The organism is Rubritalea sp., assembly GCF_051252225.1.
GTDB lineage: Bacteria > Verrucomicrobiota > Verrucomicrobiia > Verrucomicrobiales > Akkermansiaceae > Rubritalea.
In genome coordinates, this window is record NZ_JBPOGE010000007.1 from 26,811 (window position 1) to 51,484 (window position 24,674).

The 24,674-nt window shown below is 48.3% G+C and carries 27 protein-coding genes; 19 read left to right on the forward strand and 8 right to left on the reverse strand.

Annotated elements, in window-relative coordinates:
* Positions 1-50: 50 nt before the first annotated feature.
* A complete protein-coding gene (locus ACSHX2_RS08400) occupies positions 51-1,898 on the forward strand; it encodes a tetratricopeptide repeat protein (RefSeq protein ID WP_435692447.1) in 1,848 nt (615 codons plus the stop codon).
* A gap of 61 nt (positions 1,899-1,959) precedes the next feature.
* Here the strand turns inward: ACSHX2_RS08400 and ACSHX2_RS08405 are convergent, their stop codons facing one another.
* Positions 1,960-2,235, reverse strand: a complete 276-nt coding sequence (locus tag ACSHX2_RS08405) for an HU family DNA-binding protein (protein WP_435692449.1) — start codon at positions 2,233-2,235, stop codon at positions 1,960-1,962.
* 235 nt (positions 2,236-2,470) lie between these two features.
* On the opposite strand from ACSHX2_RS08405, the gene ACSHX2_RS08410 reads away from it, so the two are divergent.
* From ACSHX2_RS08410 to ACSHX2_RS08465, 12 genes are all read left to right on the forward strand, one after another.
* Entirely contained in the window at positions 2,471-3,808 is a 1,338-nt protein-coding gene (locus ACSHX2_RS08410; protein WP_435692451.1) for a YiiX/YebB-like N1pC/P60 family cysteine hydrolase, read from the forward strand.
* A 243-nt stretch (positions 3,809-4,051) separates the two neighbouring features.
* Positions 4,052-4,993 (forward strand): F0F1 ATP synthase subunit A, encoded by a 942-nt coding sequence (locus tag ACSHX2_RS08415; RefSeq protein WP_435692453.1) that lies wholly within the window; start codon positions 4,052-4,054, stop codon positions 4,991-4,993.
* Positions 4,994-5,089: 96 nt separating this feature from the next.
* A complete protein-coding gene (locus tag ACSHX2_RS08420) occupies positions 5,090-5,284 on the forward strand; it encodes an ATPase (RefSeq protein ID WP_435692455.1) in 195 nt (64 codons plus the stop codon).
* 90 nt (positions 5,285-5,374) lie between these two features.
* Complete coding sequence (gene atpF / locus ACSHX2_RS08425) at positions 5,375-5,920, forward strand: F0F1 ATP synthase subunit B (protein ID WP_435692457.1); 546 nt, start codon at positions 5,375-5,377, stop codon at positions 5,918-5,920.
* Positions 5,921-5,967: 47 nt separating this feature from the next.
* Positions 5,968-6,360, forward strand: a complete 393-nt coding sequence (locus ACSHX2_RS08430; protein ID WP_435692459.1) for a F0F1 ATP synthase subunit delta — start codon at positions 5,968-5,970, stop codon at positions 6,358-6,360.
* A gap of 60 nt (positions 6,361-6,420) precedes the next feature.
* Positions 6,421-7,953 carry a F0F1 ATP synthase subunit alpha gene (gene atpA / locus ACSHX2_RS08435; RefSeq protein WP_435692461.1) on the forward strand — a complete coding sequence of 511 codons (1,533 nt, stop codon included), beginning with the start codon at positions 6,421-6,423 and terminating at the stop codon, positions 7,951-7,953.
* 73 nt (positions 7,954-8,026) lie between these two features.
* Positions 8,027-8,923, forward strand: a complete 897-nt coding sequence (gene atpG / locus ACSHX2_RS08440; RefSeq protein WP_435692463.1) for an ATP synthase F1 subunit gamma — start codon at positions 8,027-8,029, stop codon at positions 8,921-8,923.
* Between the two features lie 65 nt (positions 8,924-8,988).
* Positions 8,989-10,455, forward strand: a complete 1,467-nt coding sequence (gene atpD / locus ACSHX2_RS08445) for a F0F1 ATP synthase subunit beta (RefSeq protein WP_435692465.1) — start codon at positions 8,989-8,991, stop codon at positions 10,453-10,455.
* 62 nt (positions 10,456-10,517) lie between these two features.
* Positions 10,518-10,928: an ATP synthase F1 subunit epsilon gene (atpC, locus tag ACSHX2_RS08450; protein WP_435692467.1), complete on the forward strand. Its 411-nt coding sequence runs from the start codon at positions 10,518-10,520 to the stop codon at positions 10,926-10,928.
* Between the two features lie 123 nt (positions 10,929-11,051).
* Complete coding sequence (locus ACSHX2_RS08455; RefSeq protein ID WP_435692468.1) at positions 11,052-11,498, forward strand: AAA family ATPase; 447 nt, start codon at positions 11,052-11,054, stop codon at positions 11,496-11,498.
* A gap of 76 nt (positions 11,499-11,574) precedes the next feature.
* Complete coding sequence (locus ACSHX2_RS08460; RefSeq protein ID WP_435692470.1) at positions 11,575-12,204, forward strand: PEP-CTERM sorting domain-containing protein; 630 nt, start codon at positions 11,575-11,577, stop codon at positions 12,202-12,204.
* Positions 12,205-12,320: 116 nt separating this feature from the next.
* Entirely contained in the window at positions 12,321-13,046 is a 726-nt protein-coding gene (locus tag ACSHX2_RS08465) for a sialate O-acetylesterase (protein ID WP_435692472.1), read from the forward strand.
* Positions 13,047-13,297: 251 nt separating this feature from the next.
* Here the strand turns inward: ACSHX2_RS08465 and ACSHX2_RS08470 are convergent, their stop codons facing one another.
* The 4 genes from ACSHX2_RS08470 to ACSHX2_RS08485 all read right to left on the reverse strand — a co-directional run bounded on the left by ACSHX2_RS08470 (position 13,298) and on the right by ACSHX2_RS08485 (position 18,003).
* Positions 13,298-14,350: a nucleoid-associated protein gene (locus tag ACSHX2_RS08470; protein WP_435692474.1), complete on the reverse strand. Its 1,053-nt coding sequence runs from the start codon at positions 14,348-14,350 to the stop codon at positions 13,298-13,300.
* Between the two features lie 62 nt (positions 14,351-14,412).
* Complete coding sequence (locus ACSHX2_RS08475) at positions 14,413-15,279, reverse strand: hypothetical protein (protein WP_435692476.1); 867 nt, start codon at positions 15,277-15,279, stop codon at positions 14,413-14,415.
* Between the two features lie 28 nt (positions 15,280-15,307).
* Positions 15,308-16,834 carry an SUMF1/EgtB/PvdO family nonheme iron enzyme gene (locus ACSHX2_RS08480; protein ID WP_435692478.1) on the reverse strand — a complete coding sequence of 509 codons (1,527 nt, stop codon included), beginning with the start codon at positions 16,832-16,834 and terminating at the stop codon, positions 15,308-15,310.
* Between the two features lie 8 nt (positions 16,835-16,842).
* Positions 16,843-18,003, reverse strand: a complete 1,161-nt coding sequence (locus tag ACSHX2_RS08485) for a hypothetical protein (RefSeq protein WP_435692479.1) — start codon at positions 18,001-18,003, stop codon at positions 16,843-16,845.
* A gap of 125 nt (positions 18,004-18,128) precedes the next feature.
* Here ACSHX2_RS08485 and pabB point away from each other — a divergent pair, with 125 nt between their 5' ends.
* Both pabB and ACSHX2_RS08495 read left to right on the forward strand, forming a co-directional pair.
* Positions 18,129-19,367, forward strand: a complete 1,239-nt coding sequence (pabB, locus tag ACSHX2_RS08490; RefSeq protein WP_435692481.1) for an aminodeoxychorismate synthase component I — start codon at positions 18,129-18,131, stop codon at positions 19,365-19,367.
* A 48-nt stretch (positions 19,368-19,415) separates the two neighbouring features.
* Positions 19,416-20,030, forward strand: coding sequence for a YdcF family protein (locus tag ACSHX2_RS08495; RefSeq protein ID WP_435692483.1), 615 nt, complete (start codon positions 19,416-19,418; stop codon positions 20,028-20,030).
* Here ACSHX2_RS08495 and ACSHX2_RS08500 read toward each other — a convergent pair whose 3' ends face one another.
* The 3 genes from ACSHX2_RS08500 to ACSHX2_RS08510 all read right to left on the reverse strand — a co-directional run bounded on the left by ACSHX2_RS08500 (position 20,031) and on the right by ACSHX2_RS08510 (position 22,522).
* Positions 20,031-20,504, reverse strand: coding sequence for a hypothetical protein (locus ACSHX2_RS08500; protein WP_435692485.1), 474 nt, complete (start codon positions 20,502-20,504; stop codon positions 20,031-20,033).
* 42 nt (positions 20,505-20,546) lie between these two features.
* Entirely contained in the window at positions 20,547-21,431 is an 885-nt protein-coding gene (locus ACSHX2_RS08505) for a polyprenyl synthetase family protein (protein ID WP_435692487.1), read from the reverse strand.
* Between the two features lie 89 nt (positions 21,432-21,520).
* Complete coding sequence (locus ACSHX2_RS08510) at positions 21,521-22,522, reverse strand: aspartate-semialdehyde dehydrogenase (RefSeq protein ID WP_435692489.1); 1,002 nt, start codon at positions 22,520-22,522, stop codon at positions 21,521-21,523.
* A gap of 571 nt (positions 22,523-23,093) precedes the next feature.
* Between ACSHX2_RS08510 and ACSHX2_RS08515 the strand changes: the two genes are divergently transcribed.
* The 4 genes from ACSHX2_RS08515 (at position 23,094) to nusG (ending at position 24,538) form a co-directional block, all read left to right on the forward strand.
* Positions 23,094-23,216 (forward strand): hypothetical protein, encoded by a 123-nt coding sequence (locus tag ACSHX2_RS08515; protein ID WP_435692491.1) that lies wholly within the window; start codon positions 23,094-23,096, stop codon positions 23,214-23,216.
* A 107-nt stretch (positions 23,217-23,323) separates the two neighbouring features.
* Entirely contained in the window at positions 23,324-23,473 is a 150-nt protein-coding gene (locus tag ACSHX2_RS08520) for a hypothetical protein (RefSeq protein WP_435692493.1), read from the forward strand.
* A 58-nt stretch (positions 23,474-23,531) separates the two neighbouring features.
* Positions 23,532-24,008, forward strand: a complete 477-nt coding sequence (locus tag ACSHX2_RS08525) for a GbsR/MarR family transcriptional regulator (protein WP_435692495.1) — start codon at positions 23,532-23,534, stop codon at positions 24,006-24,008.
* A 14-nt stretch (positions 24,009-24,022) separates the two neighbouring features.
* On the forward strand, positions 24,023-24,538 hold the full coding sequence (gene nusG / locus ACSHX2_RS08530) for a transcription termination/antitermination protein NusG (RefSeq protein WP_435692666.1): 516 nt from the start codon (positions 24,023-24,025) through the stop codon (positions 24,536-24,538).
* The last annotated feature ends 136 nt before the right edge of the window (positions 24,539-24,674 follow it).

Below are 24,674 nucleotides of genomic sequence, written 5' to 3' on the forward strand. Positions count from 1 at the left end.
CAAAAGCACCTACTTGATAAATACGAGTAGGTGCTTTTTATATAGAGGTAATGAAGTCACTTATTCTCATACTTTTCTGTACCAGTAGTTGTTTTGCTGCTGACCTGACTGAGGTTAAGACCTTGGGAGAGCTTTTTGATAAGGGCGAGTACCAGGAGGCTATTAAGGCATCGAAGCTTGCCTATGAAAATGGTGATAAAGAGGCGGGCCTCTATGTGGCTGCTGCTTCTAGCAGTCTTATTGGAGAGTATCGCAATGCAGTCCGCTTTTGTCGCAAATACCTGGATGAAAACCAGAATGGGAGATTTCAGGTAGAGATTGCATACTATTACGGGGTGAGTCTTGCTCGCATGGGGTACCGTGAACGGGCTGAGTTCCTGCTGAAACAATTAGTGGAATCCGCAGAAGGGAGGTACAAGAACCTTTCACTTTATGAGCTGGGTCTATTAGAGCTGAATGCTGGTAATTATGCGTCTGCAAGAGCATACGGCGAGCAGTTAGTAAGCAGTGAGCCAAGTGTGAATCTACGAGTACAAGCGCAATTGCTGCTGGGTAAGGTTTTAGAAACGACCCGTGAACGAGCCTTAGCTGAGGAGTACTATACCTCTGCATATCGTGAGGCTGAGTCTAATCAGTTGGCAGAGCTCCAAGCCGAAGCTTTATTCTACTTAGTAGCATTCTACGGCAGAGAAAAAATAATGGGTGAGCCCAATACAGAGATGGCGAAGGCCTTACCCTACTATGACTTGTTTGAGCAAAATTTTGCTCAAACAGAATATAGAGCACAGACCTTGGTGGCAGCCCTGCCTGCTCTGAATGAGGCGGGAAGGTCTAAAGAAGTAATTGAAAAGCTAGAATTGGTTCTTCAGGAATTAATCTCGTCTGGGGAAGAAGCGGGAATGCAGGATACTGCACGAGCAATACTTTGGGAGAGGATCAATGAAGGGGAGGAGATTTCTGAAATCCGCAAAGAATTGATCGATGAAAGTGCTTCAGGAGGTCGCTTCTATATAGCAATTATGCGCTCAGCACTGGCTGATATTTATGAAATCGGAGCTGAGCAAGCACATCTCAGTTGGGGTCGTAAGATGAAATTTCTAGCGCTCGCACGTGGGTTGCGTTGTGGTCTACTGGAGTTGCCAGATAGCGAGCTTCTTCCTACTTACGTACAGCTTCAGTTAGGGGGTTTACTGCTGGACTCGAAGGGGGCGCCAAGCGAGGCTGAAGAGTATTTCGAACGAGCTTCAGTTTCAAAGGTGGAGGAGCGTAAGCTGTTGGCTAGGCTTGGTGTTGCTATGTCGCTTGCTCAGCAAGATGTGGAAGGTCTGAATGACTCACTTTCAGTTTTAAGAGATCTAGAGGTGCGTTCTGAGGGTGATATCTCTCTTTACAGTCAAGTGTTGTTAAATCAGATGCTTGTTCTGGATCAGCTAGGTAAATGGCCAGAACTAGAACAAAAAGCACAACTGTATTTGGCTGGGAAAAAGCTTAAGAAAAACCGAAACCAGGTGCATTACTTATTGGCTAAATCCTACGATCGACAGGATTTAGTTGAGGATGCGATCGGCAACTACACCCAAATATTTACTGCGGCGACTGGAAATTTACCCATTTCAGCCCCCGCTGTTGAGCGATTAACCGAGCTTACATGGGAGAGAAATAAGGCTGCAGAGGGTGGGAAGCTTTCAGATAGGCAGATAGCTTACCAGCTCGCGAGTCGGTATTTAAGCCTGATAGAAGACTCTCCAGAGTGGAGAAAGCAGATGCCGGAAGTGCAAATTCATTTACTACGTATTCGCGAAAATATGTCGCTATGGGAGGAGAGCGGGGAGGTGGAAAGTGTGGAGGAAATCTTGGAGCAAATGCGAAAAGGTGAGCGGGTCATTATCCGTAAGTAGGCATAAAAAAACCTCACCACTGTGAAGTGACGAGGTTTGTAAGTTGCTTTTTCTAAGTTAATTAGAGGGATCCCTTGAGCGTGGAGGATGCCTTGAAACCAACAGTCTTCGACTCCTTGATTTGCATGGATTCACCAGTCTTAGGGTTGCGGCCCATACGAGCTGCACGTGTTTTAACTTCGAATGTGCCAAAGCCGATAAGTTGGACTTTTTGGTCCTTCTTAACGCCTGTTGCGATAGACTCGAGTACTGCGGAAAGTGCGTCTTCAGCAGCGCGCTTAGTTGCATCTTTACCGAGGTTGTTTTGGATTGCTTCTACAAGTTCAGCTTTATTCATAGCGCTACACTTTTCGCGAACTCCTAATAGTTTGTAAAGATAAAAGAGTATAAATAGTCCTTATAGAATAAGGGGTTTTGGCTTGCCAACGGTTCTTGTTTCAGTGTAGTTGCGCGCTAGGGATCTTTTTGAAATCTATAAGTAACAGTTGTTAGATTATATTGTCTGATGGTAAGTAGATATAAATGTTGACTCTACGGGTTTTAATTATCTACACCCTTGGAAGTTTATGTCGATGTCTGGTGCAGCATATGAAGAGGTCTTGGAGCAGGTGGTGTCTGCTGCAAAAGGCATCCCGCTGCGCAGCGAGCTAGTGGAGTTGATCAGTGATGTGGAATCGGCGCAGGCACGTGGTTATTTTTTGCCGAATGAAGATGAGCGCTTACGCGAGTATTACCGGCGCTATTTAAGGCTGCGGACAGTGTTGTTGGGGGCGATTACTGAACTGGAGCCTGAGTGTGATGATCAGAGCGATTGGGATAGCTGTATTCGCTGTTTTGCGGTGGCATACACCGCGGCATGTGTGCTGATGCGTTCGGCTGAATTCGTGGTGGATTTGGCTGGTGACCGATTTTTAGTTTGGAAAAAGCTAGATGAGGCCGAATCTCGCTATGGAATCTCGCGTCGTAGTTTTAGTGCTATTTATAAGAATTTAACTTCACCGAGACGGATGTGGCGTTTCTATGAGTCTGTCTTGTTCTGGGAACTTCACGCAGATGAGGTTATGGACCTGCGTAGAGAAGGTGGGAGGCTTGCCGAATTAATCGAAGTATTAGAGCAAGAGATTCCCTTCGTTCAAAAATGCAAAAAAAAGTATTTAAAACGTCAGTTACAGTACCGCGTGTTTTCTTTTAGACGCCGCCAGCATTCCGGATTTCGCAAGGTGATGTTCCAGCTCTTCAGGGTAGGAGGGAATGTGATTGCTGAAACGAAGCAACCTCAATTAGCGCTGAAAAAGCAAAAACGGGTGACGCCACGCGTGTTGGCGAAGGCGTGGTCGATCCTACAGCCTGGTGATGTCATAGTGACTCGGCATGACGAAGCTCTAAGTAATCTTTTTCTACCAGGTTATTGGCCGCATGTGGCTCTTTATGTAGGAAGTGTCGAGCAGCGAAAGGAGATGGGTATAAATCCTGTGGGGGAAGAAGGCGCGAATGTGGTGGAGGCAAAAAAAGATGGGGTGAAGCTGCGAGCTCATACGGAGACTCTAGCTGTGGATGCTTTTGTCATATTACGGCCGCAGTTAGATTCTGAAACCATAGCGAAAGCCGTGCGTAGTGCGCTGAGTCATGTGGGCAAGCGCTATGACTTTGTTTTTGATTTCCGCCAGTCAGACCGTCTGGCTTGTACTGAGCTGGTGTACCGAGCCTACCAGGCTGGTGCTGGAGTGGACTTTGAGTTAGAGGAACATTCGGGGAGGTTGTGTTTGCCGGCTGAATCATTGATGAATCAAGGCGTAGAAATGAACATATTTGAGCCAGTAGCGCTTTATGGAGTGAGCGGAATGAAGGTGTCCCTAGGAGAGGATGCGAAGTCGCGTTTGGCTGAAAGCTATACTGCAAGCTGGCGGTAGGCTATTCGTACTCCCGCATTGCTTATGTGAAATAGATGTCGTTTCCTTGCTCAGTATCCCTCGAGAGATCTTAAGTTTTCCTAACAATATTCGGTGTTTCGTATGACTTAGAAAAAACCGATGGAAGGTGTTAATTTTCAGCGGCTTAATTTGACTTTGTGAAAAATTTCACAAATAGACTTGCTCGGTAGTTATGTGGGGGTTATTGCATCTGCGCTCGCCCAAATGGAGCGACTCAAAATCATGGCTAAGAAAACAACTTTCCTTACTCTGTTAGTCCTAGTTTTATCACTAGGCCTTCCTTCTTTGTCGCATGCAGCAGTAGACGCTGGTCATGATGCCATAGAGCATGTTGAGCACGGTCACGATGAGCATGCTGATGAGCATCATCTTCCAGTCCTTCCTAAGACAGCTATACCATTACATGATGCTGGCTTCATTTCGAACTCCACGGTGAGTGTCTGGATTTCAGTCCTTCTTATCGTTCTCTTCTGCCGTGCAGCAGCTGGTAAAATCAGTGTTGTCCCACAGGGTTTTCAGAATTTTGCGGAATGGGTGATCGAGTCACTCTATAATTTCTTCGGTGGTATCCTCGGTGATCACTTAGTTAAAAAGACTTTCTGGTTCTTCGGTTCTACTTTCCTTCTTATTATCCTCACTAACTACCTCGGTCTCCTCCCAGGTGTTGGTACTCTTGGCTGGGGAATGGATTCCCACGGTCACTTTATTAGACCGCTCATGCGTGGCGGTAACGCTGATGTCAATATGACTGCAGCAATGGCTTTCTCCTTTGCGATTCTCTGGTTCGTCTGGGCAATTCAAGAAAACGGCCTCAAAGGTTTCTTCGGTCACATTTTCGCTCCTAAGGGTGCATTTAATGGACTAATGGCAGTTGTGATGGTCTTCATCTTCGGCGTTGTCGGTGTCCTAGAGCTCGTTTCTATCGCTATCCGCCCAGTAGCGCTTTCATTCCGTCTCTTCGGTAATATCTACGGTGGTGAGCAGACTCTTGAGATTCTGATGGCTCTCGGTGGCAACTACTTCGGCTGGCTCACAGCGCTTCCATTCTACTTCATGGAGCTTCTCGTAGGTGGTGTCCAGGCTCTGGTGTTCACTCTCCTTTGTGCAGTATTCCTTAAGCTGATCTGTGAACACTCAGATCACGACGACGAGCACGCTCACTAATCAATTTCAACATTCTCAGCTCTCGGATCCATAGCATTGCGACCGTGGAGGAGGGCATGAACACAACAACAAAATAAAAAATAGAAAACTAATATTATGGTAGCAGCACCACTTCATCTCGCACTCGCCGCTCTCGGCGCAGCAATCGCAATCGGTCTCATCGGTTTCAAGGCAACAGAAGCAACTGGTCGTAACCCAGGCGCAGCAGGTCCTATCCTTACTCTTTCCATCATTCTTGCAGCGCTTTGTGAAGGTATCTTCATTCTTACGCTCTTCGTTGCTGGCAAGTAATTCGTAACGGAAACATATTTTATTATCCGCTGCCGCACGATGAGCGGTAGCGGATTTTCACAATTTTTCATCAACCAAACTTTTACGATAATGATCACACTACTCGCAGCAGGCGCTGACGCAGCCGCAGCCGCAGATACAGGCCTTCTTGAAACATTCGGCGTAAACTGGAAGCTTTTCACTTTCCAGCTTATCAACTTTGTTATTGTGATCCTTGTTCTGAAGAAGTTCGCGTTTGGCCCAATCACCGCAATGCTCGAACAGCGCCGCAAGCGCATCGCAGAAGGTGAAGAAAAGCTAAAGCGCATTGAGACACAGTTAGCAGAATCCGAAGAGTCTACAGCAGCAGCTCTCGCGAAGGCTAACGATGATGCAAAGCGTCTTATCGAAGAAGCAAAACAGAGCTCTATTGCTCACACTGAGGAAAAAACTCAGGAAGCTATCGGCAAGGCTCAGGAAATCCTTACTAAGGCGGAAGCTACTGCGAAGGCAGAGCGCGCTCAGATGGTTTCCGAACTTAAGGCAGACTTCGGTCAGCTTGTTGTTTCTGCTACTACAGCAGTGACTGGCAAGGTGCTTACTGATGATGACAAGAAGCGCATCAACCAAGAGGCTCTCACAACAGTCGAGGGCTAATCTCAATCTACCAATTTTTTCAAACGTCGATCGCCACCTAATAAACCATGAAAGTATCTAAAGACGCAGCTTCCGCAGCACGCCGACTTTACCGCCTCTGTAACGCAGACGGTAGTCTCGATGAAGCGAAGTTCAGCAAAGTTGTAAAGACTGTTGCAGAGCGCAAGCCGCGCAATTTCCATGGGATCCTTGTTACGCTTAAGCGCCTGCTTGAGATTGACCTCGCAGCTAAGCACGTAACCGTGGATAGTGCTGAAGAGCTCGACGCCGTGACTAAGGAAAGCATCGTAGCTAAGCTCACGAAGCAGCATGGCACCGACATTACATTTGAATACAGAGTCAACTCTGCCCTTTTGGGTGGAATTCGCATCCGCAAGGGTGATGATGTCTGGGACGGTACTCTTAAGACCCGTCTCGAAAACATCGCCAATGCATTTTAACAAATCCCAAAACGAATCCCACTTCCGGGCAATTTAACCAATCTAACCAATAAGTAAGCTATGAGCAGCATTCTTCAGGAACTCGAACAGGAGATCGCAAACGTATCGACTTCTGTCGGCAAAGCGAACGTAGGCACCATCCGTGAAATCGGTGATGGTGTGGCAAAAGTAGAAGGTCTTAGCGACGTTCAACTCAACGAAATGATCTCCTTCCCAGGTGGAGTAACAGGTCTCGCACTTAACCTTGAAGAAGGTGAAGTCGGAGTTGTTCTTCTCGGTGAATACCTCCACCTCAAAGCTGGTGACGAGTGTAAGTGTACAGGTGAGCTTCTTTCCGTACCAGTAGGTGAGAACCTCCTTGGCCGCGTGATTGACACTCTCGGTGCCCCTATCGACGGTAAAGGCGAAGTTGCTGACACTGTTGAATACCCAGTTGAGAAAATTGCTCCTGGTATCATTAAGCGTAAGTCAGTTTCTGTGCCAGTTCAGACTGGTATCATGGCGATCGACGCAATGGTTCCAATCGGCCGTGGTCAGCGTGAGCTTATCATTGGTGACCGCGCTACTGGTAAGACTACTATCGCGATCGATACGATCATTTCCCAGTCCGACCAGAACAAGGCAGCTGAAGCTGGCAAACTTCCAGGTTACAAGCCAATGTACTGTATCTACGTCGCTATCGGCCAGAAGCAGTCCAACGTTGCTCGTACTATCGCGACTCTCGAAGCAGCAGGCGCAATGCAGTACACAACAATCGTTTCTGCCTCTGCATCTGATTCCGCTGCGAACCAGTACCTCGCACCTTACACAGGTTGTGCAGTAGCTGAGTACCATATGGATAAAGGCCGCGACTGTATCATCGTATTTGATGACCTTTCCAAGCACGCTGTAGCTTACCGTCAGGTATCGCTCATTCTTAAGCGTCCTTCTGGACGTGAGGCGTATCCTGGTGACGTATTCTACCTTCACTCCAGACTTCTTGAGCGTTCTGCACGTCTCTCTGAGAATGCGGGCGGTGGTTCACTTACAGCGCTTCCAATCATTGAGACTCAAGCTGGTGACGTATCTGCATACATCCCAACTAACGTGATCTCGATCACAGATGGTCAGATTTTCCTCGAGACAGACCTTTTCAACCAAGGTATCCGCCCAGCGATCTCTGTTGGTCTCTCCGTTTCCCGTGTTGGTTCATCCGCACAGACGAAGGCGACTAAGAAGGTAGCAGGTACGACTAAGCTCGACCTCGCTCAGTTCCGCGAACTCCAGGCATTCGCCCAGTTCGGTTCTGACCTCGATGACGTGACGAAGGGTAAGATCGACCGTGGTCTTCGTATTGTTGAGCTTTTCAAGCAAAACCAATACTCACCAATGTCCATGCAGCTTCAGGTAGCAGTGCTCTTCGCAATGCAGAACGGCTACCTCGATGATGTTGAAGTCGAGCGTGTCTGTGAATTCCAGGCGGCTTTTGAAGAGTTCTTCAATACACGCAAGGCAGATGTTCTTCAGCTCATCGCTGACGACAAAGCTATCACTGACGCAGTTAAGTCTGGCCTCACACAGGCTATCGAAGACTTTAAAGGATCTTGGAAGTAATTCCAACTAAGGAGGGCGTCGCTTAGCGGCGTCCGTCTTTCTAACTACTCGCTACTCGCTACTTTATAATACAATGGCAAACCTGAGAGACATTCGTCGCCGCATTAAATCGGTGAAAAACACAGCGCAGATCACCCGCGCGATGGAGCTTGTTGCTGCAGCCAAAATGAAAAAGGCTCAGAACCAGGCACTCGCTGGTCGTGGTTACGCTGATGAGCTCAATAAAGTGCTCGTTAACCTTAAGGAAAACGTGGATGAGAACGCTCACCCACTTCTCGAGAAGCGTGACGGCAAGAAGACTCTGACGCTGGTTATCTCCGCCGACAAAGGCCTTTGTGGTGGTTTCAATGGAAACCTACTCAAGGAAGTTAACAATGCACACACAGGTGAAACTGAGTATGTAACAGTAGGACGTAAGCTTCGTATCAGCCTTATGAAGGCTGGCAATGATATCAAGGCAGACTTCGTCGTGGTGGACCCAGTTCCATTCGCGGAAGCTCGCCCGATCTCAAAGTACCTCATCGAGCAATTCCTCAGTGGTGACTTTGACTTTATCAAAGTAGCATTCAACGACTTCAAATCCACTATGGTTCAATTACCAAAAGTGGTGCAGCTACTTCCGATCGAGTCTAGCTCGCTTGGTGAAAAGCAAGATTATGAAGGCGTAGGAAAAGGCCAAGTCGGAGAAACTGACAAAGCTGCTGCACTTGAGAAAGAATACACATTCGAGCCGTCTCCTGAGAAGGTTCTCGACAGACTCCTTCCTCAGTACGTCAACTTCCAGGTCTACCAGATGCTTGTCGAATCCCGTGCTTCTGAGCACTCCGCTCGTATGGTTTCCATGAAGTCAGCTACCGACAACGCGAATGACATGAAAGATGAACTGACACTTCAGTTCAACAAACTCCGTCAAGGCGCGATCACAGCAGAACTTCTCGAAATCACCACCGCTATGAAAGCGATGGAATAATACTGATCAACGTACACATTGATCATTTTTCACTAAAATTTACTAACTGATAATAGAACAAAACCATGAGTAACGTAGGAACAATCGTTCAAATTATTGGCGCCGTTATCGACGCTGATTTCTCGAACGCAGAAAACATTCCAAGCATCTATAGCGCTCTCGAAGTTTCTTATACTTTCGAAGGCAAAGAAACTAAGCTCGTACTTGAGGTGCAATCACACCTTGGTGACGGATGGGTTCGCGCTGTAGCAATGAGCACATCTGACGGCCTCAAGCGTGGCATGCAGATCACTGACACAGGTGGACCAATCACAGTGCCAGTAGGGGCGCAGGTTCTCGGCCGTATCTTCAACGTTACAGGTGATCTTGTAGACGAGAACGTGCCACTTCCAGACGCATCCAAGCGCACAAAAATTCACCGCGCAGCTCCTAAGCTCGTAGACCAAGCGTCATCCACTGAGATCCTCGAAACAGGTATCAAAGTAATCGACCTTGTTTGCCCATTCCTTAAGGGTGGTAAAGTTGGCGCATTCGGTGGTGCTGGTGTTGGTAAGACCGTTGTTATCATGGAGCTAATCAACAACATCGCTCTCGGACACGGTGGTTACTCCGTATTCGCTGGTGTAGGTGAGCGTACTCGTGAGGGTAACGATCTCTACTGGGAAATGATCGAGTCAGGTGTTATCGCTGTTGAAAAAGATGATAAGGGCCACCCAATCATCAACGCTGACGGCACACCACAGCTCAAAGCTGAAGGTTCCAAGGTAGCTCTCGTATACGGACAGATGAATGAGCCTCCAGGTGCACGTCTCCGTGTTGCTCTTTCAGCTCTCTCCATGGCTGAATACTTCCGTGATGAAGAAGGCCAAGACGTTCTTCTCTTCGTTGACAACATTTTCCGATTCTCTCAGGCAGGTTCTGAGGTGTCCGCGCTTCTTGGCCGTACACCATCTGCTGTGGGTTACCAGCCGACTCTTGCAGAAGAGATGGCCGGTCTCCAAGAGCGAATCACTTCTACTAAGAAGGGTTCTATCACATCACTCCAGGCCGTTTACGTTCCTGCGGATGATTTGACTGACCCAGCTCCAGCTAACACATTCGCTCACCTTGATGCGACTGTTGTTCTTGAGCGTTCACTTGCTGAGCAGGCTCTTTTCCCAGCGGTTGATCCACTTGCATCTTCATCTAAAGCACTCTCTCCTGAGACTGTTGGTGAGCGTCACTACAAAGTGGCTCGTGGTGTTCAAGGTGTACTTCAGCGTTACAAAGATCTTCAAGACATCATCGCGATTCTTGGTATGGACGAACTATCTGACGAAGATAAGATGTCTGTATTCCGTGCACGTAAGATCCAGCGTTTCCTCACACAGCCATTCTTCGTTGGTGAGGTGTTCACTAACGTTCCTGGTGTTTATGTTGCTCTCGAAGACACAATCGAAGGATTCGAACAAATCCTCGACGGTAAGTGGGACAGCGTACCTGAGTCTAACTTCTACATGAAGGGCTCCATCGACAAGGTATCCCGCGACTAAATTTGATCCAGTGAGGGGTGCGTCACCTCACACACCTCATTTATCACTCCAAACTTAAAAACATGCTTCATCTTGAAATAGTCACTCCTGAGAAAAAAGTATTCTCAGACAAAGTAACAGACGTTTACCTTCCAGGTGCTGAGGGTGAGATCGGTGTGCTTGATTTGCACGCAGCTCTCGTCACTACTCTTACTGCTGGTGAGCTTCGCTACCAGAAAGATGGTTCCTCTCATGAACTCGCGATCGGCTCTGGCTTCGCTGAGATTTCTGACGACAAGATCATCATCCTCACCGATATGGCTCTTGGCGAAGAGGAGATTGATGAAGCAGCTACCCAAGTAGCAATCGAGCGTGCTGAAGAGCAGCTTAAAACAATTGATCATAACGACAATCTCGAAGATTTTACCCACCTACAGGGTCTTATCGCGCAGAACCTCGCTAAGCTCAATCTCAAGCGCAAGCGCCGCAACTAAGCTGGCCGCCATCGCTTTATAAGAAACTATTATCAGTATACTGCCCCGTTTGGCTCACTGCCAGACGGGGCTTTTTCGTTTTCTCGTCTCGCATCCTTATTTTGAAATGAGTAGAAGCGGTGAATGCAGACATTACATGTGGTGTGTGGACTACCAGCTGTGGGGAAGACGACTTATGGCCTAAAATTGGCGAAGGAGCTGGGTGCGGCCTTTTTAGATAGTGATACGGCTACGGATTTGATGATACAGGCGGCGCACCGTGCTGCAGGCCTAGATCCACATGATCGTGATTCAGCGCTCTATAAGCAGACATATCGTGAGCCTGTGTATGAGACATTGTTCGCTTTGGCATTAGTGAATTTGGTGTGCCTCGATGTAGTGATCGCGGGACCATTCACTAGAGAGATCGAACAGCAGAAGCAGTGGGAGAGCAGTTTAAGTGAGAGGTTTTACCCTCATAAGGTGCAGATCCATCATTTAACATTAGCTGATGAGCTCAGACTGGCTCAGATGAAGCAGCGGGGGGCTTTACGTGATGTGAAGAAAGCGATGGGGCAGAAGGGAATTTAAACTGGCTACAGGCAGGCCATTTATTGTATATAAAAACCCGCAGCCATGACAGGTGTGGTGCCAATTCTTACTTTTTATGAAACTTCCTATTGTATTCTCTCTATCGTGTCTTGGTCTAGTATGCGTCGCGCACGCAGCTGTCGTTTTCCAAAGTTCTGGAGGCTACTTGTCAGGAGTTCAATTCACCGAGGCGCTGAATTTCACTGTGACAGACGACACTGCCACAGAAATAGGGCTCAATGGTTATAAGCTGGTCTTGCAAAGTGCGTACACAGGCCTGAGCGGTTATGAGTTTGTTGACGCCACAGGGCCATCCATCACGGTTAATGCCATGAGAGAGTCTGATGCGGCCCAAGATTGGCTGTTTTCGGCATCACAGGCGATGCGAGGGTTTGCCAGTGGGTTAGATATTGCCCCAGAAGACTTTAATCTAAGGTTCGTTAACAACAATGGGAGTGATTACACCGTAACGCTAAACAGTAGCATCACAGTGGCAGTTTCTCCACAGTTCATGCTCGCCAATAGTACCACTGTAGAGACGCCCAATAATCTTGCGGTAGGGAGTACAGTGAATGCTTTCATCGCGACAACATCTGGGAAGAAGATCACTGACGTGATTCAAATAGATGTGATCCCTGAGCCATCCTCTACAGCGCTATTGGGGCTCGGGTCTCTTTCTTTGCTCATGCGCCGTAGACGAGCCTAGAGCTTCCTGTCGATTATCTATCATGGATAGCAGCAATCGCAGTTAGAGATAGTTGTGAGTCTAGCGAAAATGATTGGATGTGCGTGTGAGATCAGTTAGGGTAACTACTCACCATTATGAAAACTCTTATTGTCACACTACTGCTATGTTGTTCGGTTATGGTATCGCATGCAGCTCCTGCTAAGCGTTACCTATTTATTTTTGCTGGTGAAAATAATATGGAGTCGATGAGGCCTGAGCGGACGGTTATCCCTGCTTTGGAGAAGCTAGATAAAGATCTAAAGAAGGCTGACATCTTGTGGACACGGCTAGCTCGTCGGTCGATGGGGATGAACGATGTGGACTCCGAGTGGACAGATTCGGATGGTGAGGAAAAGTCACATTACGGCTCAGGTTACTCTAAAAAAACGGCAAGAGAGTATAAGCGTCTCGTGGAAACTGCGAGAGCAGCGGCGCGTAAGAAAGAGTGTGATAAGGTGGTTCTTTTTTGGATGCAGGGAGAGACTGATGCTCAAAAGGGTTGGGGAGATGAATATGCGGCTTCTTTCCAGCGCTTCGTAAAGCAGTTGGAGGCGGATCTTGAGCTCGGGAAAATCGATGTAGTGATAGCTCGGCTCTCAGACTATGGCTTAGACGAGAAGTTGCAGAAAAAGTACCCAGATTGGGAGAAGGTTCGTAAAGCTCAGGACTCTTTAGTTAAGAACAATAAAGGTTGGGAGCTTGTTGATACAGATGACTTAAACGGTAATCAGAATAAGCTGCAGTTTGATAAAAAAGGAATGGAAGCTCTAGGAGAAACGTATGCCGAGCTTGCACTGAAATTTGTTTCCTCTAGCCAATAATACCAAACTGAGTTCGAAAAGAGACAAATGTTATTTTAATGAAGCTTGGGGAATAGCGCGTTGCGGAAGAAGTGAAGGCTGGGCGCTATCCTGTTGAATCTGTGTTATTCCTCAGTCACTGTGCTAGCACCGCTCCTTCGTCACGCCTTGATTGACCAGGAAACCACTCCAGCATTAGTCTCTTTTTGGTATAAAAAAGCTCGAGGCCATTGAGGCCGCGAGCTCTGTGAGAGTATTGAATTCTAGCTACATTAGACTTCGTCGTTGTAGTAGATTTTGACGTAGTTCATTTGCATTTTTTCGTCGTACCCGCGTTCCATGATTTCGTTTTGGCGTTCGGCGAAATCGGGCGTGAATTTGAGTACTACGCCGGTATCGAGTCGGAGATTTGATTTGATCTTACTACCCGCTTTTTTTGCAGCGGGCTTGCTGATTTCAAATTCGTTAGCGAGTGGTTCGCCATCTTCGTCTTTGTAATTTTCTTTGTAGCTAGAGAACTTTTCTACGATTGATGGCTCCTTGAGAACTTCGTCTTGGAAGTGTTTCTCATCGAATTTTTCTTTTTCGGCAAAGTACTGCATAGCATCGTTTGCAACGCGGTATTTGTCCTCTTGCTTCATTTCCTCTGGGAGTCCTTCATCGGCGAAGGAGACACACATCTCAGCGTATTGCTTGGTTTTGAAGTTATCGTCCTTGCGAGCACGAGCGCCAAGGAAGTCACGTACCCAGAAGTTCGTGTCAGCGCCGCCTTTGTCGAAGGTAAATACGACGTAGCCAGAGTCCTTCTTGGAGTTGACGATCAGGCAGCCTTTATCGATTTTGTCTGGATAGATTCCGTTATGAGTAGTGAGCTGGAGGTCACCATCGTTATCAGAGATTTCAAGAAATGGTGTGAGGCTCTCGGATTTCACAATGGAAATGGCATCGCAAGGTTCACCGTCGATTTGTACACCCTTGAGGTACGCTACGCAGAGGTCACCTGACTTAATGTTAGGGTGCTTTGTTTTGTCGTAGAGATGACGGGCGATTTTCCGTGAATACGTGAGGAAGCGTTCCTGTTGGTCAAAGATAGTATTCACATAGCAGTGCATCTCATGGAGATCGAGCGAGCTAGAGTGGTGGAAATGGTATGGCTCAAGACTCTTGAAGGGCTTGAGGAAGGCGACTGTGAGGATGTCTTTATCATCCTCGCCGAATTTACAGAGCTCTTTGGAAGTCTTGAGTGACTCTCCGCGCAGAGGATTGCCGATTTTGGCAAGAGTGACGTGGGAGAGAGTGGCTTTATTAAAGTTCGGTTTAGACATGAGTATGGTTCGCTAGCTGCTGGCTGTGGACGCTCAATGAGGATCTGTAGGGATGCAATATTTTATTGTTCAAATCCACCAGGAACTTCGGAGAGCTTGTGAAACTTCTTCTGTTCTTCTGCTTCTTTTTCTGGGTCGTAGAGGATAGAGTTAGCGACTACGATTGAGCCATCATCGTGGGTGTGTAGGTAGGGTTTAGTGGATCCTGCTGTCTTGTGGTAGAGACGTTTCACTGTTTCCCCTGCAGTATTTATTACCGTATAGCAGTAGAGTTCAGGTGTGGTCATGAAGAGGACGTGTAGATTGTTTTCACGATCGATGGATTTCAGTGCCTGGCGGAAAGAAAGGTTACGACCCATGCTGTAACACGCGAGCATACGGCTGAATTTCACATCTTCCACCTGTATATAGAGTTGAGGGCTATTACCATTGTTGAAGTCTATGAGACGGTATTCGCGCTCATCACCAGCAACACCAGGGACACCGACTTTGGCCTTCCAAGATGGTACGCCACGGTTGACTGTGAAGTAGCCTTGGTTGGAGCGTGTACCCTGACGGCCGTTTTGGTCAGGTGTTCTAGCAACAGCGTAGACGCTGTAATTGCCGGGGAGAGCTAGGTCGTAGTGGTTGTTGAGGAGGAAGGACGAGCGAATCGTTTCACCTGTAGGGATGGTGGTGCCCGCGTATGCTGCAGGTGTGATTTGGCCTACGACTCGACCACTTTGGTTTTTCACGACAAATTCGATCCAGCTATCATTGCCTGTGTTACGTAGGGTGAGTGGTCTGCCAGATTGGTTGGTAATGGAAACTTGAGCATGAATAGGCTCGTAACTGAGATAGGATTGATTATTCGGTTTGATGTGTACGGTGATTTGAGCAAATAAGCTAGGACTGAGCAGTAGTGCTGCGAGTAGGATTAGAATACGCATGATAGAATGTATGTGTTAGAGGTTATTATTAATCGGGGCGGTTAGAAAGGGTTCGGAAACCGATGTCGCTCCGGCGGATACTGCGGGCGTCTTGTTCATCGGTCTGTTCGGTAGATAGCCATTCGCGGGAGTTAGCGGAACTACTTTTCTTCAAGTATGAGCCACCGCAGACGACAGGCATTTTCGGTTTTGTGGGGAAGGTGGGGTCTTTGCTCGTATTAGCAGTCCATTCCGAGACATTGCCAGCGAGGCCGTATATTCCATTACTGGTGACGTCTTGGCTCTGTTGGTCGACTGGACCCCAGTTCGAGCGTGCTAGAGTATCTGTTTTAGAATGACGTAGAGTAGCGTTCCACTCTTCTTGAGTAGGAAGGCGTCGACGATTGTACGCGCAGTACGCGTAGGCGTCCCACCAATTTATTCCTATGATAGGGCAATTGAGGTCAACTTGAATACCGTTCCAAGTCGTACCATTGCGTGCTGCTGTGAGTAACTCATCCCAGTCGAGAGGAAGGTGGTCTGTTATGGATGTTGGTTGATCTTTATGTTGGTAGATCTCTGACTCATCGGCACTGAAGAGGCTCATGGCATCGAGGAATTTCGCGTACTCCGCGATCGTTACTTCGTGGGCATCGATCCAAAATTCGCTGATATCATTTCGCCTCCCTTCGTGAGTCAGGTATTTTCCTGCAGGGATATGGACTGAGTCCGTGAGTTTTCTCTCCTGTGGCTTTTCTGGTTGATTCATGAGAACAGCTCCTAGGCCGAGAACGATGGCTGCTCCTATCCCGGCTCCTGCGAGTAATAAGAGAGATCTAGATCTGGTGTGCGTTACTTTCTCTTCAGAAAGAGGAATGGGGACACTCGGCTCTGAGAGCTGTAACTCCACTTCTTCTGATAGTTCGCGGATCTGTTCCCACGTGAGAGGGATTTCCCGCTCGAGATCTTCCATGTAGTTAAGCAGTGAGAGCGTGCGAGTCGATCCTGGGCAGGAAGATTTAAGAAGGGGAATGAATGCTGTCGCGATGACGTGCTTGTCTTGAGTAGAAGCATTGTGGTCTCTCTCTCCCCCAACCGCCATATTAATGAGCCTACATAGGCTATGCTCAGCGATAAATATCTGATCTGGACCAATAGGGAGGGCTGCAATCTGGTGCTCTTCTAAATAGAGGTTCGCTTCGGCGATCTGGCGGAGGACGTGTACGACTTTTTCTGGTCGCATTTTTTTACCGGCCTCTCCGAGTTCATCTAGAGTCTTACCGTGCAGGCTTTCCCTCGCGTAGAAGCAGAGGTCTCCTTCTCTCACTGCCTCAAATACGGAGCCAATGAGTGGGTGGTCGACATGTGCCTTTGCTCGGATGTCGCTAATAAAGGTAGAGACTGTTTCTTCGTGCTGGTGCACAGCGCGGTTGAGACTGTCAATAATGACCTCGCGGTCGACTGAGACCTGTTGAGCTTTCCAGGTGCGGGTAGTCGGCCCGTCATAGAGAAGTTCTAGCAATAGGTAATCTCCAACCTGCATGCCCACTTCTAGGCGATGTTGTGCGTTCTCCATGAGTTGTATTAGTTGCGCGGGAGGGCGGGCAGCAGTGGGTTGTCCGGGTTGATATTTGGCAGAGGCTCATCGAGTGGGAAGTCGAATGGCATGTCAAATGGCATGGCGAAGTTCGGCTGGTGTTGCTTTTCAGCATGGGTGGCATGTAGCCTACGAGGGTAGGCCTGCTGGTCGATGAGTTCGTTCTTATAGTAGAGTTCAGCGACATACCCAAAATATTTTCTATCACCGAATAGATGAGCGTTCGCTTCATTAGTAGGTGGCAGCGTGTAGAGGGCTTCAGCGATTTCTTCACCGTTCGCCCAATCGACGGGTTCGTTGAGCCAGCGTTCGCTTTTGGAATCAGCTCGGGCTGGGGGGACGGGCTCAATGCGTTTGTTGTCTACCAGATCGTAATGGTGAACCTCTACTGAAATGTGAGTGGGGTCGAAGTCGCTGTTGCTGCCAGAGCGAATCGGGATGGTGAGACGAGCGCTGAGTTTATCTGGTGCGATGCGGTGGAGAATGTGGCCGATGACGAGAAGATCTTGCTTGTTCGACTCTGGATTAATGCCGTGGGAAAGTTTGAACGCCGCTTTGTGGTATAGTACGCCGATGCTAGGTCCCATGGTGAAGATTTTTTCATAGTTGTTGGTTGCTCGATCCCATTGACCCATGTCTTCGAAGAGGAGTGCCTTGCGATAAAAAACGGCGGGTTCTGCAGCGTCGACTGCTTCTGCTTCTTCAAGTTTGACTAAGGCAGTCATAATGTCGCCCTTTTCATGTTCTTGGATTGCTTGGTCGATTAGTCGCTCGACCTGTGGATTCTTGACTAGGTACTCCGAGCTGGGTGACAGGGTGTTCGAGAGAGATAGGATCGGTATGGCTGAGTTCTGCGGTGCTGGGCTAGGAATTTTAACATCGCTGGCATAAGCGGCGAGAATCTGTTCAACACTGCGGGGCTCAGCCGATTTACCTGTGGCGTTAATGGGGTCACGCAGTGTGGGGACAGAGACGATGATTGGGTCGCCCTTGACGTAACGGACAACTTCACGGGTTTCTCCGACCCGGAGGGCGATGGCGATACCGACAGAAAGTAACTGGGCAAAAGCAATACAGGCGAGCAGACCGCACGCGAAAGCGAAGGTCGGACGCCGAACTGCAGCCGATTCTGGGGTAGATGTGCCCATGAGCAACGCACCCTAGAGGATAGAGGCGGGGGATGGGAAGGACGATTTTCGCTAAATGATCTGTTGTTAGGGTGAATATTCGATTGGAGGAAAAGAAGAGATGGCGTATGGGTTTCTGCAGGCGAATGATGAAAGACAAGATGAGAAAGCTAGAGCTAGAGATGCAGCCAGTAGATGTGGCTGCAGGCCTGAGGCATCTCGGAGGTTTAGTTTTTTTTGATAGCGCGGGAAATTTTCCAGACAGTGCTGGTGAAATCCTTAGTGTGATAGGGGCTCGACCATCTCGCGTGCTGAAGGGAAACGTAGATGATATTTCTGAACTTGAGCGTGTGCTTGCGGAAAAGAGTTCTGAGCAGGGAGGACTGCCCAATGGCGGTCTCTGTGGTTGGATCGAGTACGAGGGGGATTTCTGCTTTGGTGTGTATTCAGAAATGCTGGTTTACGTTCACAGCGAGCAGCAGTGGTATGAAGTGGGAGGGCTTTCTTCTGAGCTTAAAGATGGTGGAGAGCCGGGGCGTCTTGCGATTGGTGATTTTAGTGCACAGTTGGACGAGAGCGCATACCTGGAAAAAGTTTTTGCGATCAAAGAGTATATTACCTCGGGTGACATCTATCAGGTAAACTTGACTCAGCGGTTTTATGCTGAAGTGCATGGGGAGAGTGCATGGGGGCTTTATCGGTCATTGAGAGAGACCACCCCAGCCCCGCTTTCTAGCTATATAGATTTAAATAATCGCGAGGTATTGTCGTCCTCACCCGAGACATTTTTAAAATTTGATAAGCAGAGGGTGGAGACTAGGCCTATCAAAGGTACGCGGCCGCGCTATGATGATCCAGCTCAGGATCAGCGGAGTGCTTTCGAGCTGAGGACCTCCGAGAAAGAAGTCGCTGAGCTAGTAATGATTACGGATCTAGAGCGCAACGACCTTGGACAGGTGTGCGAGTTTGGTTCTGTGCAGGTAGAGGCGATGCTGAAGCTTGAGAAATACGAGCAAGTGTATCACCTCGTATCCACTGTCTCTGGCAAGTTAGCGCAAAGCGTGGGTCAAGTGCAGGCGCTCGCGGCGTGTTTCCCAGGTGGAAGTATCACTGGTGCTCCGAAGAAGCGAGCGATGGAGATTATCGAGGAATTAGAGGAGGTGCCGCGCAAGTTGTACACTGGGGCTGTGGGCTACTTTGGCTTCAACGGTCAGAGCCAGTTCAATATCGTGATTCGCACCTTGGTGCGTGATGGGAATGAGCTGCATTATCACGTGGGCGCTGGGATTGTGGCGGATTCAGTTCCACAAGCGGAATACGAGGAAACGTTACAAAAGGCGAAGGGTATGCGGCTTGCAATAGAGGCGTATAAAAACCTTGGTTAGAAGATTTTCGGTGTTATTTTTCTGGAGAGGCTGAGTGCCTTATACCTATTGGCTAAGAAGAGTTCATTTACCGAAAGTTGGAGGCGCCGATTTAAGATCGTTGCGCTTATTTCTGTGTGTTTGTTTGCGTATATGGGCTGGCAGGCTTGGTCGATCAATCACATCGGCTATGGTGATGATGGCTCGAAAGCTGACTGTGCTATCGTTTTAGGTGCTGCCGCCTATCACACGAAGCCATCGCCAGTCTTTCAAGCTCGCATCGACCACGCGATAAAGCTCTACAAGGAAGGTCGGGTGAAAACGCTTATTCTAACCGGCGGCTACGGTAAGGATGCTGAGTTTTCAGAGAGTGAGGTAGCCTACGATTATTGTGTGAAAAAGGGCATACCAGAGGATGATATTCTACTAGAAAAAAAGTCACAAACGACTGAGGAGAATATTATCGAAGCTGAGAAGTTGATGCATGATCAGGGGATCAATAATGCACTTTTAGTAAGCGATCCGTGGCACCTTAAGCGTGCGTTGGCGATTGCCAAGAAGCACGATGTTGTTGCGAAGCCTTCAGCAACACGCACCAGTATGTATCGTTCTGAAAAGAGCCAGTGGCAGTTTCTGCTACGGGAGATGTACTACATTCACGTGTGGCGGCTCAGCGATGTGTAATTATTTCTTGTAACCTTCTTTTTCTAGGAGGGCTTCTAGCTCATTAAGAAAGCCTTGTGGCATGCGAGCGTTGAGGATCAAAGGGGCATTTTCAACGAAGGTAGAAAGATGCTGGCGGGTGCCGATGTCCATCATTTCTTGGATGACATAGATACCGTATTCTGGCGCATATTTAGCGACGAGTTTTTTTACGGATTTTATAACTGATTCTTGGATATCGAGCTCGGGTTTCAGCTCAAAATGTTTTTTTACGAGAATTCCTTTTTCGACTAAGGAATCGAGATTTTTGTTAATCGCGGCGATTTGTTGCGCAAAGTCCTTTGGGTTCGGCTCGCCAGTGTCGACACCTAGCATGTGAATGCGGTAGCCAGCATTTTGGCTGACGATGGAGAGTTCATGCCACGTGTCTTTAACATCATCCGCAAAGGCGAGAGGATAGAGAAGGAAGGTGGTGAGAAATAGAGTTTTGAGCATGGTGGAAGTATGCTCAGATTTTGCTCTGTCGTCTAGGGCGAATCAATACTCGCGTTCGAGCATGTAGCGCGCGATTTGCTCGAGACGGGAAGCCTTTTCGCCAAGAGGCTTGAGGGAATCGAGTGCTAGTTGAGTGAGTCGCGCAGCTTCGACCTTGGATTCCTCGAGGCCAAGAATGGCCGGGTAAGTGGATTTCGCGACAGACTCGTCTTTGCCTGCCGTTTTCCCTAGTTGTTCAGTGGTCTGCGTGACATCGAGGATGTCGTCGATGACTTGGAATGCGAGACCTAGGTTGTAGCCAAAGTCGGTGAGAGCTTGAAGCTGCTGGGCAGTGCAGTTGGCACTCATGCCGCCGAGACGGAGTGAGCTGCAGAGCAGGGCTGCAGTTTTCGCTTCGTGAATGTGAACGAGTTGCTCTTGGTTGAGGTCTTTGCCTTCACCTTCGAGGTCGAGGACTTGGCCGCCGATGAGTTTTCTGCTCCCGCCAGTTTCGGAAAGTTCGAGTACGTAGTCGCGCGCATTGTAGCGCTCGGTAGCAGGAGTTTGCGCGACGATGGTAAATGCCTCAGTTAGCAAGGCGTCACCAGTGAGTACGGCTATGCCTTCGCCATAGACGACGTGAGAAGTAGGGCGACCACGGCGAAGATCATCGTCGTCCATGCTAGGGAGGTCGTCGTGCACTAGCGAATAGGTGTGCATGACTTCGACCGCGGCAGCAGGGAAGAGTGCGGACTTTTCGTCACCAGCGCATGCTTCTGCAGCAGCGAGACAAAGAATCGGCCGCAGGCGCTTACCTCCAGCAAACATGCTGTAACGCATGGCTTTGTGGATGGTGGATGGGCGTGTGTCTTCGGCTGGAAGGAGAGAGCCGAGCGCAGCATCTACGATTTCTTGTTGGGCTTTCAGCCAAGGTTTGAGCTCGCTCACGATGGTGTGGGAAGTTGGTAGTTTAAAGTTGGCAGTTAGTAGCTTCGAACTACCAACTAAATACTTGATCTGTTCCAGTAAGAAACTGGTTAGAGAATTTCTGCGATTTGGACAGCGTTGAGAGCTGCGCCTTTACGGACTTGATCGCCAACGACCCAGAGAGCGAGCGCGTTATCGATAACCTTGTCTTCACGGATACGCCCTACAAGACAGTTGTCCTTGAGGGTGGTGTCGAGTGGAGTTGGGAAGATGTTTTGTGACGGATCGTCTTTGGCATCGACTCCTGGGTAGTCCGCGTAAACTGCGCGTGCGTCTTCTACGCTTGGTGTATTTTCAAATACAGCAGTGATCGAGACTGAGTGTGAGCGATAGACTGGGACGCGTACGCATGTGCAGGTGACTTTCAGTTCAGGAAGCTTAAGGATTTTACGTGACTCATTGAGCATCTTTATCTCTTCCTTAGTGTAATGGTCAGATTCGAAGACATCGACTTGTGGGATCACGTTGAAAGCGATCTGTGTCGGGTAGACTTCGGAAACTATTTCCCCGCCATTCGCGATTGCTTCGCACTGTTGCTTAAGTTCGGCGATGCCTTGAGCACCTGAGCCAGAAACGGCTTGGTAGGAAGAAGCTATGATAGCCTTTAGGCCGTATTTCTTATGCAGTGGGTAGAGTGCCATCAGGGAGATGATGGTGGTGCAGTTTGGGTTGGCTATGATGCCTTTTGTCGCTTCTTTCGCTGCTTCTGGGTTGATTTCTGGCACAATGAGAGGAACCTCGTCGTCCATGCGATAGGCTGAAGAGTTGTCGATCACTATCGCTCCAGCTTTCGCTGCTGAAGGGGCGTACTCGAGTGAGGTGCCGCCACCTGCTGCGAAGAGTGCAATGTCTACGCCTTCAAAAGAATCGTGTGTGAGTTCTTTGACAATAATGTCTTTACCTTGAAAGGGAATGATTTTGCCTGCAGAGCGTGCAGAGGCGAGCAATGTGAGCTCGCTGATTGGGAAGTTGCGCTGGTCGAGACAAGCGAGCATTTCTTCACCTACGGCTCCTGTGGCGCCGACGATTGCGATGTGTTTAGCTTCTTTCATGGTCATAGAACTCGGGTTGAGTGGGCGGGGAACATAGCTATGATTCTAGATTTGGCAATGCTTGTCTTTAAGGACTTTGATCGATTTGATGTACAGCTAAGTGTCGCTTAAGTTGCTCCAAGTGAATGAGTTGATGTGTATGTTTGGTTGGTGTGTGAGTTGGAGGTGAGTAGAATGCATTGAATTATCTAGAATTGATCTTGCATCTAGCAGGATTGTTTACTAGTTTAGGCTCCATGTTAGATTGTTAAACTAACTTACCTAACTTTACATTTAATTAACCAGAAAAACCTATGAAGTTCATTAAGCTTATCGCTGTATTGGCGACCTCTGTCTCTCTCGTTTCACTTACCTCTTGTGGTAGTAATGCAGAACCAACTCCAGTATACGTAGCCCCAGCTAAGTAAATACATGAAGTTCGTTAAAGCTTTCCTCTATGCTGCAGTAGCGGCATCTCTCACTTTCCTTAGTTCTTGCTGCGGATGTATGTAAGTCTAATGGAACGGCATGTTTGGCATGCTAATCTAACCAACGTCCCATTAGGGGCTAACTAATAAAAACTAAAAGTATTATGAAATTCATTAAAGTAATCGCACTCGCAGCAGCTGCAGCAGGTCTCGCACTCACATCTTCATGTGGTTCAGCTGGTTCATCCCCTGAGCCAACTCCAGTGCCAGTGATGCCAGCTAAGTAATTGCTACTAGCAAATCATTTGAAGCGGGCTTTCCTTTGGGAAGTCCGCTTTTTTCTTGCGCTGGTGTCTGGTGAGCGCAATATGCACTGCGAATTATATAACACTCTATGAAAGCACTACGTATTCTAACAATCGCTGCCGCTGCTGCAGGTTCTGTTCTCTTAAGCTCCTGTGGTTGTTGCACAGGTGAAGCTAAAGCTCCGCCACTCCGACCTCTTCCACAGTTTTCGGATATTCCAGTATACTCTGGTAAATAATTTTCTTGAGCCGCTTCCTCTGATGAGGGGCGGCTCTTTTTTTGCCCTATTTAAAACCATGGACGATGCGACTTCCCGCTTAACTAAGTTAGAGGAAGGGGTTGTTGCTCTGTTTGCTGATGGTGTGAAGGTGTTGGGGCTGCCTAAATCTGTTGGAGAGATCTACGGCTTACTTTACATCCGTGAGGCGGCGCTCTCATTGGATGATTTGGTGGAACTGCTCCAAGTGAGTAAAGGTACAGCGAGTCAGGGGCTGAAGATGTTGAGGACCTTGGGGGCAATTCGCGAATGTGATGCGAATGAGGGGCGAAAGACGTACTACGAGGCTGATGTTGAGCTGAAGAGTCTTGTGGGTGGTTTTATCCGAGAGGAAGTTCGTCCTCATCTTTCATCAGCCAAGGTTAAGATTGCAGATCTTCGAGAAGAGGTGGATGTGGAGAATGTATTTTTTATGGATCGCCTTAATCGTTTGGACAAATGGCGAGGCAAGGCGTCCCTTTTGCTGCCAATTTTACAGAAAATATTATCAAGTTAATGGATGTTAGTCCGATGGTCTGGTATGTGGTTCGCTCTCAGCCGAAACGAGAGAGATTGGCTGCAAAGTCATTGAGGGAGTCTCTGGGCTTGGAGGTGGTTTGCCCTTTGGTTAGATTCCAAAAGGTGACACGTAGGGGGAAAGTGTGGTGGAGTGAGGCGATGTTTCCTGGCTACCTTTTTGTGAAATTTGATAGGGCGCTGCATGGGCGAGCTGTGAAATACGCTCAGGGAGTTCTCTCGGTGGTGCATTTTGGAGAGGTCATGCCGTCGCTCTCTGAAGAGTTTGTGGGGCAGCTGCAAGATGAGTTAGGTGAGGCTGAGGAGGTAGTGATTACTCACCAAGTGAAGGCTGGCGAGAGCTATGAATTAGCTGATGGGCCGCTGGGCGGGCAAATGGGAGAAGTGATCGAGGTGCTCCCTGCGAATGAACGTGTGCGACTACTGGTAAACTTTATAGGTAGTGATCGCGAGGTTGAGGTGGATTTACTGTCTCTTTTACTTCCAGGGAGGCCTGATGATGTGAGTTAACTAGGTGAAGATTAAGATTGTTCATTTTTAATTGAACTTTTTTTAGTTTCTGTTGTTTTTCTCCTAATTGATCATTCCTTACGTGGTTAGCTCGCAAATATCATTACGCAAAATACTCGGAAGGTTTCTAGTGCAA

Excerpts from the sequence above, each read along its gene's own strand:
- ACSHX2_RS08400 (WP_435692447.1), top strand. The coding sequence starts at position 51 with ATGAAGTCACTTATTCTCATACTTTTCTGTACCAGTAGTTGTTTTGCT.
- ACSHX2_RS08405 (WP_435692449.1), bottom strand. The coding sequence starts at position 2,235 with ATGAATAAAGCTGAACTTGTAGAAGCAATCCAAAACAACCTCGGTAAA.
- ACSHX2_RS08410 (WP_435692451.1), top strand. The coding sequence starts at position 2,471 with ATGTCTGGTGCAGCATATGAAGAGGTCTTGGAGCAGGTGGTGTCTGCT.
- ACSHX2_RS08415 (WP_435692453.1), top strand. The coding sequence starts at position 4,052 with ATGGCTAAGAAAACAACTTTCCTTACTCTGTTAGTCCTAGTTTTATCA.
- ACSHX2_RS08420 (WP_435692455.1), top strand. The coding sequence starts at position 5,090 with ATGGTAGCAGCACCACTTCATCTCGCACTCGCCGCTCTCGGCGCAGCA.
- atpF (WP_435692457.1), top strand. The coding sequence starts at position 5,375 with ATGATCACACTACTCGCAGCAGGCGCTGACGCAGCCGCAGCCGCAGAT.
- ACSHX2_RS08430 (WP_435692459.1), top strand. The coding sequence starts at position 5,968 with ATGAAAGTATCTAAAGACGCAGCTTCCGCAGCACGCCGACTTTACCGC.
- atpA (WP_435692461.1), top strand. The coding sequence starts at position 6,421 with ATGAGCAGCATTCTTCAGGAACTCGAACAGGAGATCGCAAACGTATCG.
- atpG (WP_435692463.1), top strand. The coding sequence starts at position 8,027 with ATGGCAAACCTGAGAGACATTCGTCGCCGCATTAAATCGGTGAAAAAC.
- atpD (WP_435692465.1), top strand. The coding sequence starts at position 8,989 with ATGAGTAACGTAGGAACAATCGTTCAAATTATTGGCGCCGTTATCGAC.
- atpC (WP_435692467.1), top strand. The coding sequence starts at position 10,518 with ATGCTTCATCTTGAAATAGTCACTCCTGAGAAAAAAGTATTCTCAGAC.
- ACSHX2_RS08455 (WP_435692468.1), top strand. The coding sequence starts at position 11,052 with ATGCAGACATTACATGTGGTGTGTGGACTACCAGCTGTGGGGAAGACG.
- ACSHX2_RS08460 (WP_435692470.1), top strand. The coding sequence starts at position 11,575 with ATGAAACTTCCTATTGTATTCTCTCTATCGTGTCTTGGTCTAGTATGC.
- ACSHX2_RS08465 (WP_435692472.1), top strand. The coding sequence starts at position 12,321 with ATGAAAACTCTTATTGTCACACTACTGCTATGTTGTTCGGTTATGGTA.
- ACSHX2_RS08470 (WP_435692474.1), bottom strand. The coding sequence starts at position 14,350 with ATGTCTAAACCGAACTTTAATAAAGCCACTCTCTCCCACGTCACTCTT.
- ACSHX2_RS08475 (WP_435692476.1), bottom strand. The coding sequence starts at position 15,279 with ATGCGTATTCTAATCCTACTCGCAGCACTACTGCTCAGTCCTAGCTTA.
- ACSHX2_RS08480 (WP_435692478.1), bottom strand. The coding sequence starts at position 16,834 with ATGGAGAACGCACAACATCGCCTAGAAGTGGGCATGCAGGTTGGAGAT.
- ACSHX2_RS08485 (WP_435692479.1), bottom strand. The coding sequence starts at position 18,003 with ATGGGCACATCTACCCCAGAATCGGCTGCAGTTCGGCGTCCGACCTTC.
- pabB (WP_435692481.1), top strand. The coding sequence starts at position 18,129 with ATGATGAAAGACAAGATGAGAAAGCTAGAGCTAGAGATGCAGCCAGTA.
- ACSHX2_RS08500 (WP_435692485.1), bottom strand. The coding sequence starts at position 20,504 with ATGCTCAAAACTCTATTTCTCACCACCTTCCTTCTCTATCCTCTCGCC.
- ACSHX2_RS08510 (WP_435692489.1), bottom strand. The coding sequence starts at position 22,522 with ATGAAAGAAGCTAAACACATCGCAATCGTCGGCGCCACAGGAGCCGTA.
- ACSHX2_RS08515 (WP_435692491.1), top strand. The coding sequence starts at position 23,094 with ATGAAATTCATTAAAGTAATCGCACTCGCAGCAGCTGCAGCAGGTCTC.
- ACSHX2_RS08520 (WP_435692493.1), top strand. The coding sequence starts at position 23,324 with ATGAAAGCACTACGTATTCTAACAATCGCTGCCGCTGCTGCAGGTTCT.
- ACSHX2_RS08525 (WP_435692495.1), top strand. The coding sequence starts at position 23,532 with ATGGACGATGCGACTTCCCGCTTAACTAAGTTAGAGGAAGGGGTTGTT.
- nusG (WP_435692666.1), top strand. The coding sequence starts at position 24,023 with ATGGTCTGGTATGTGGTTCGCTCTCAGCCGAAACGAGAGAGATTGGCT.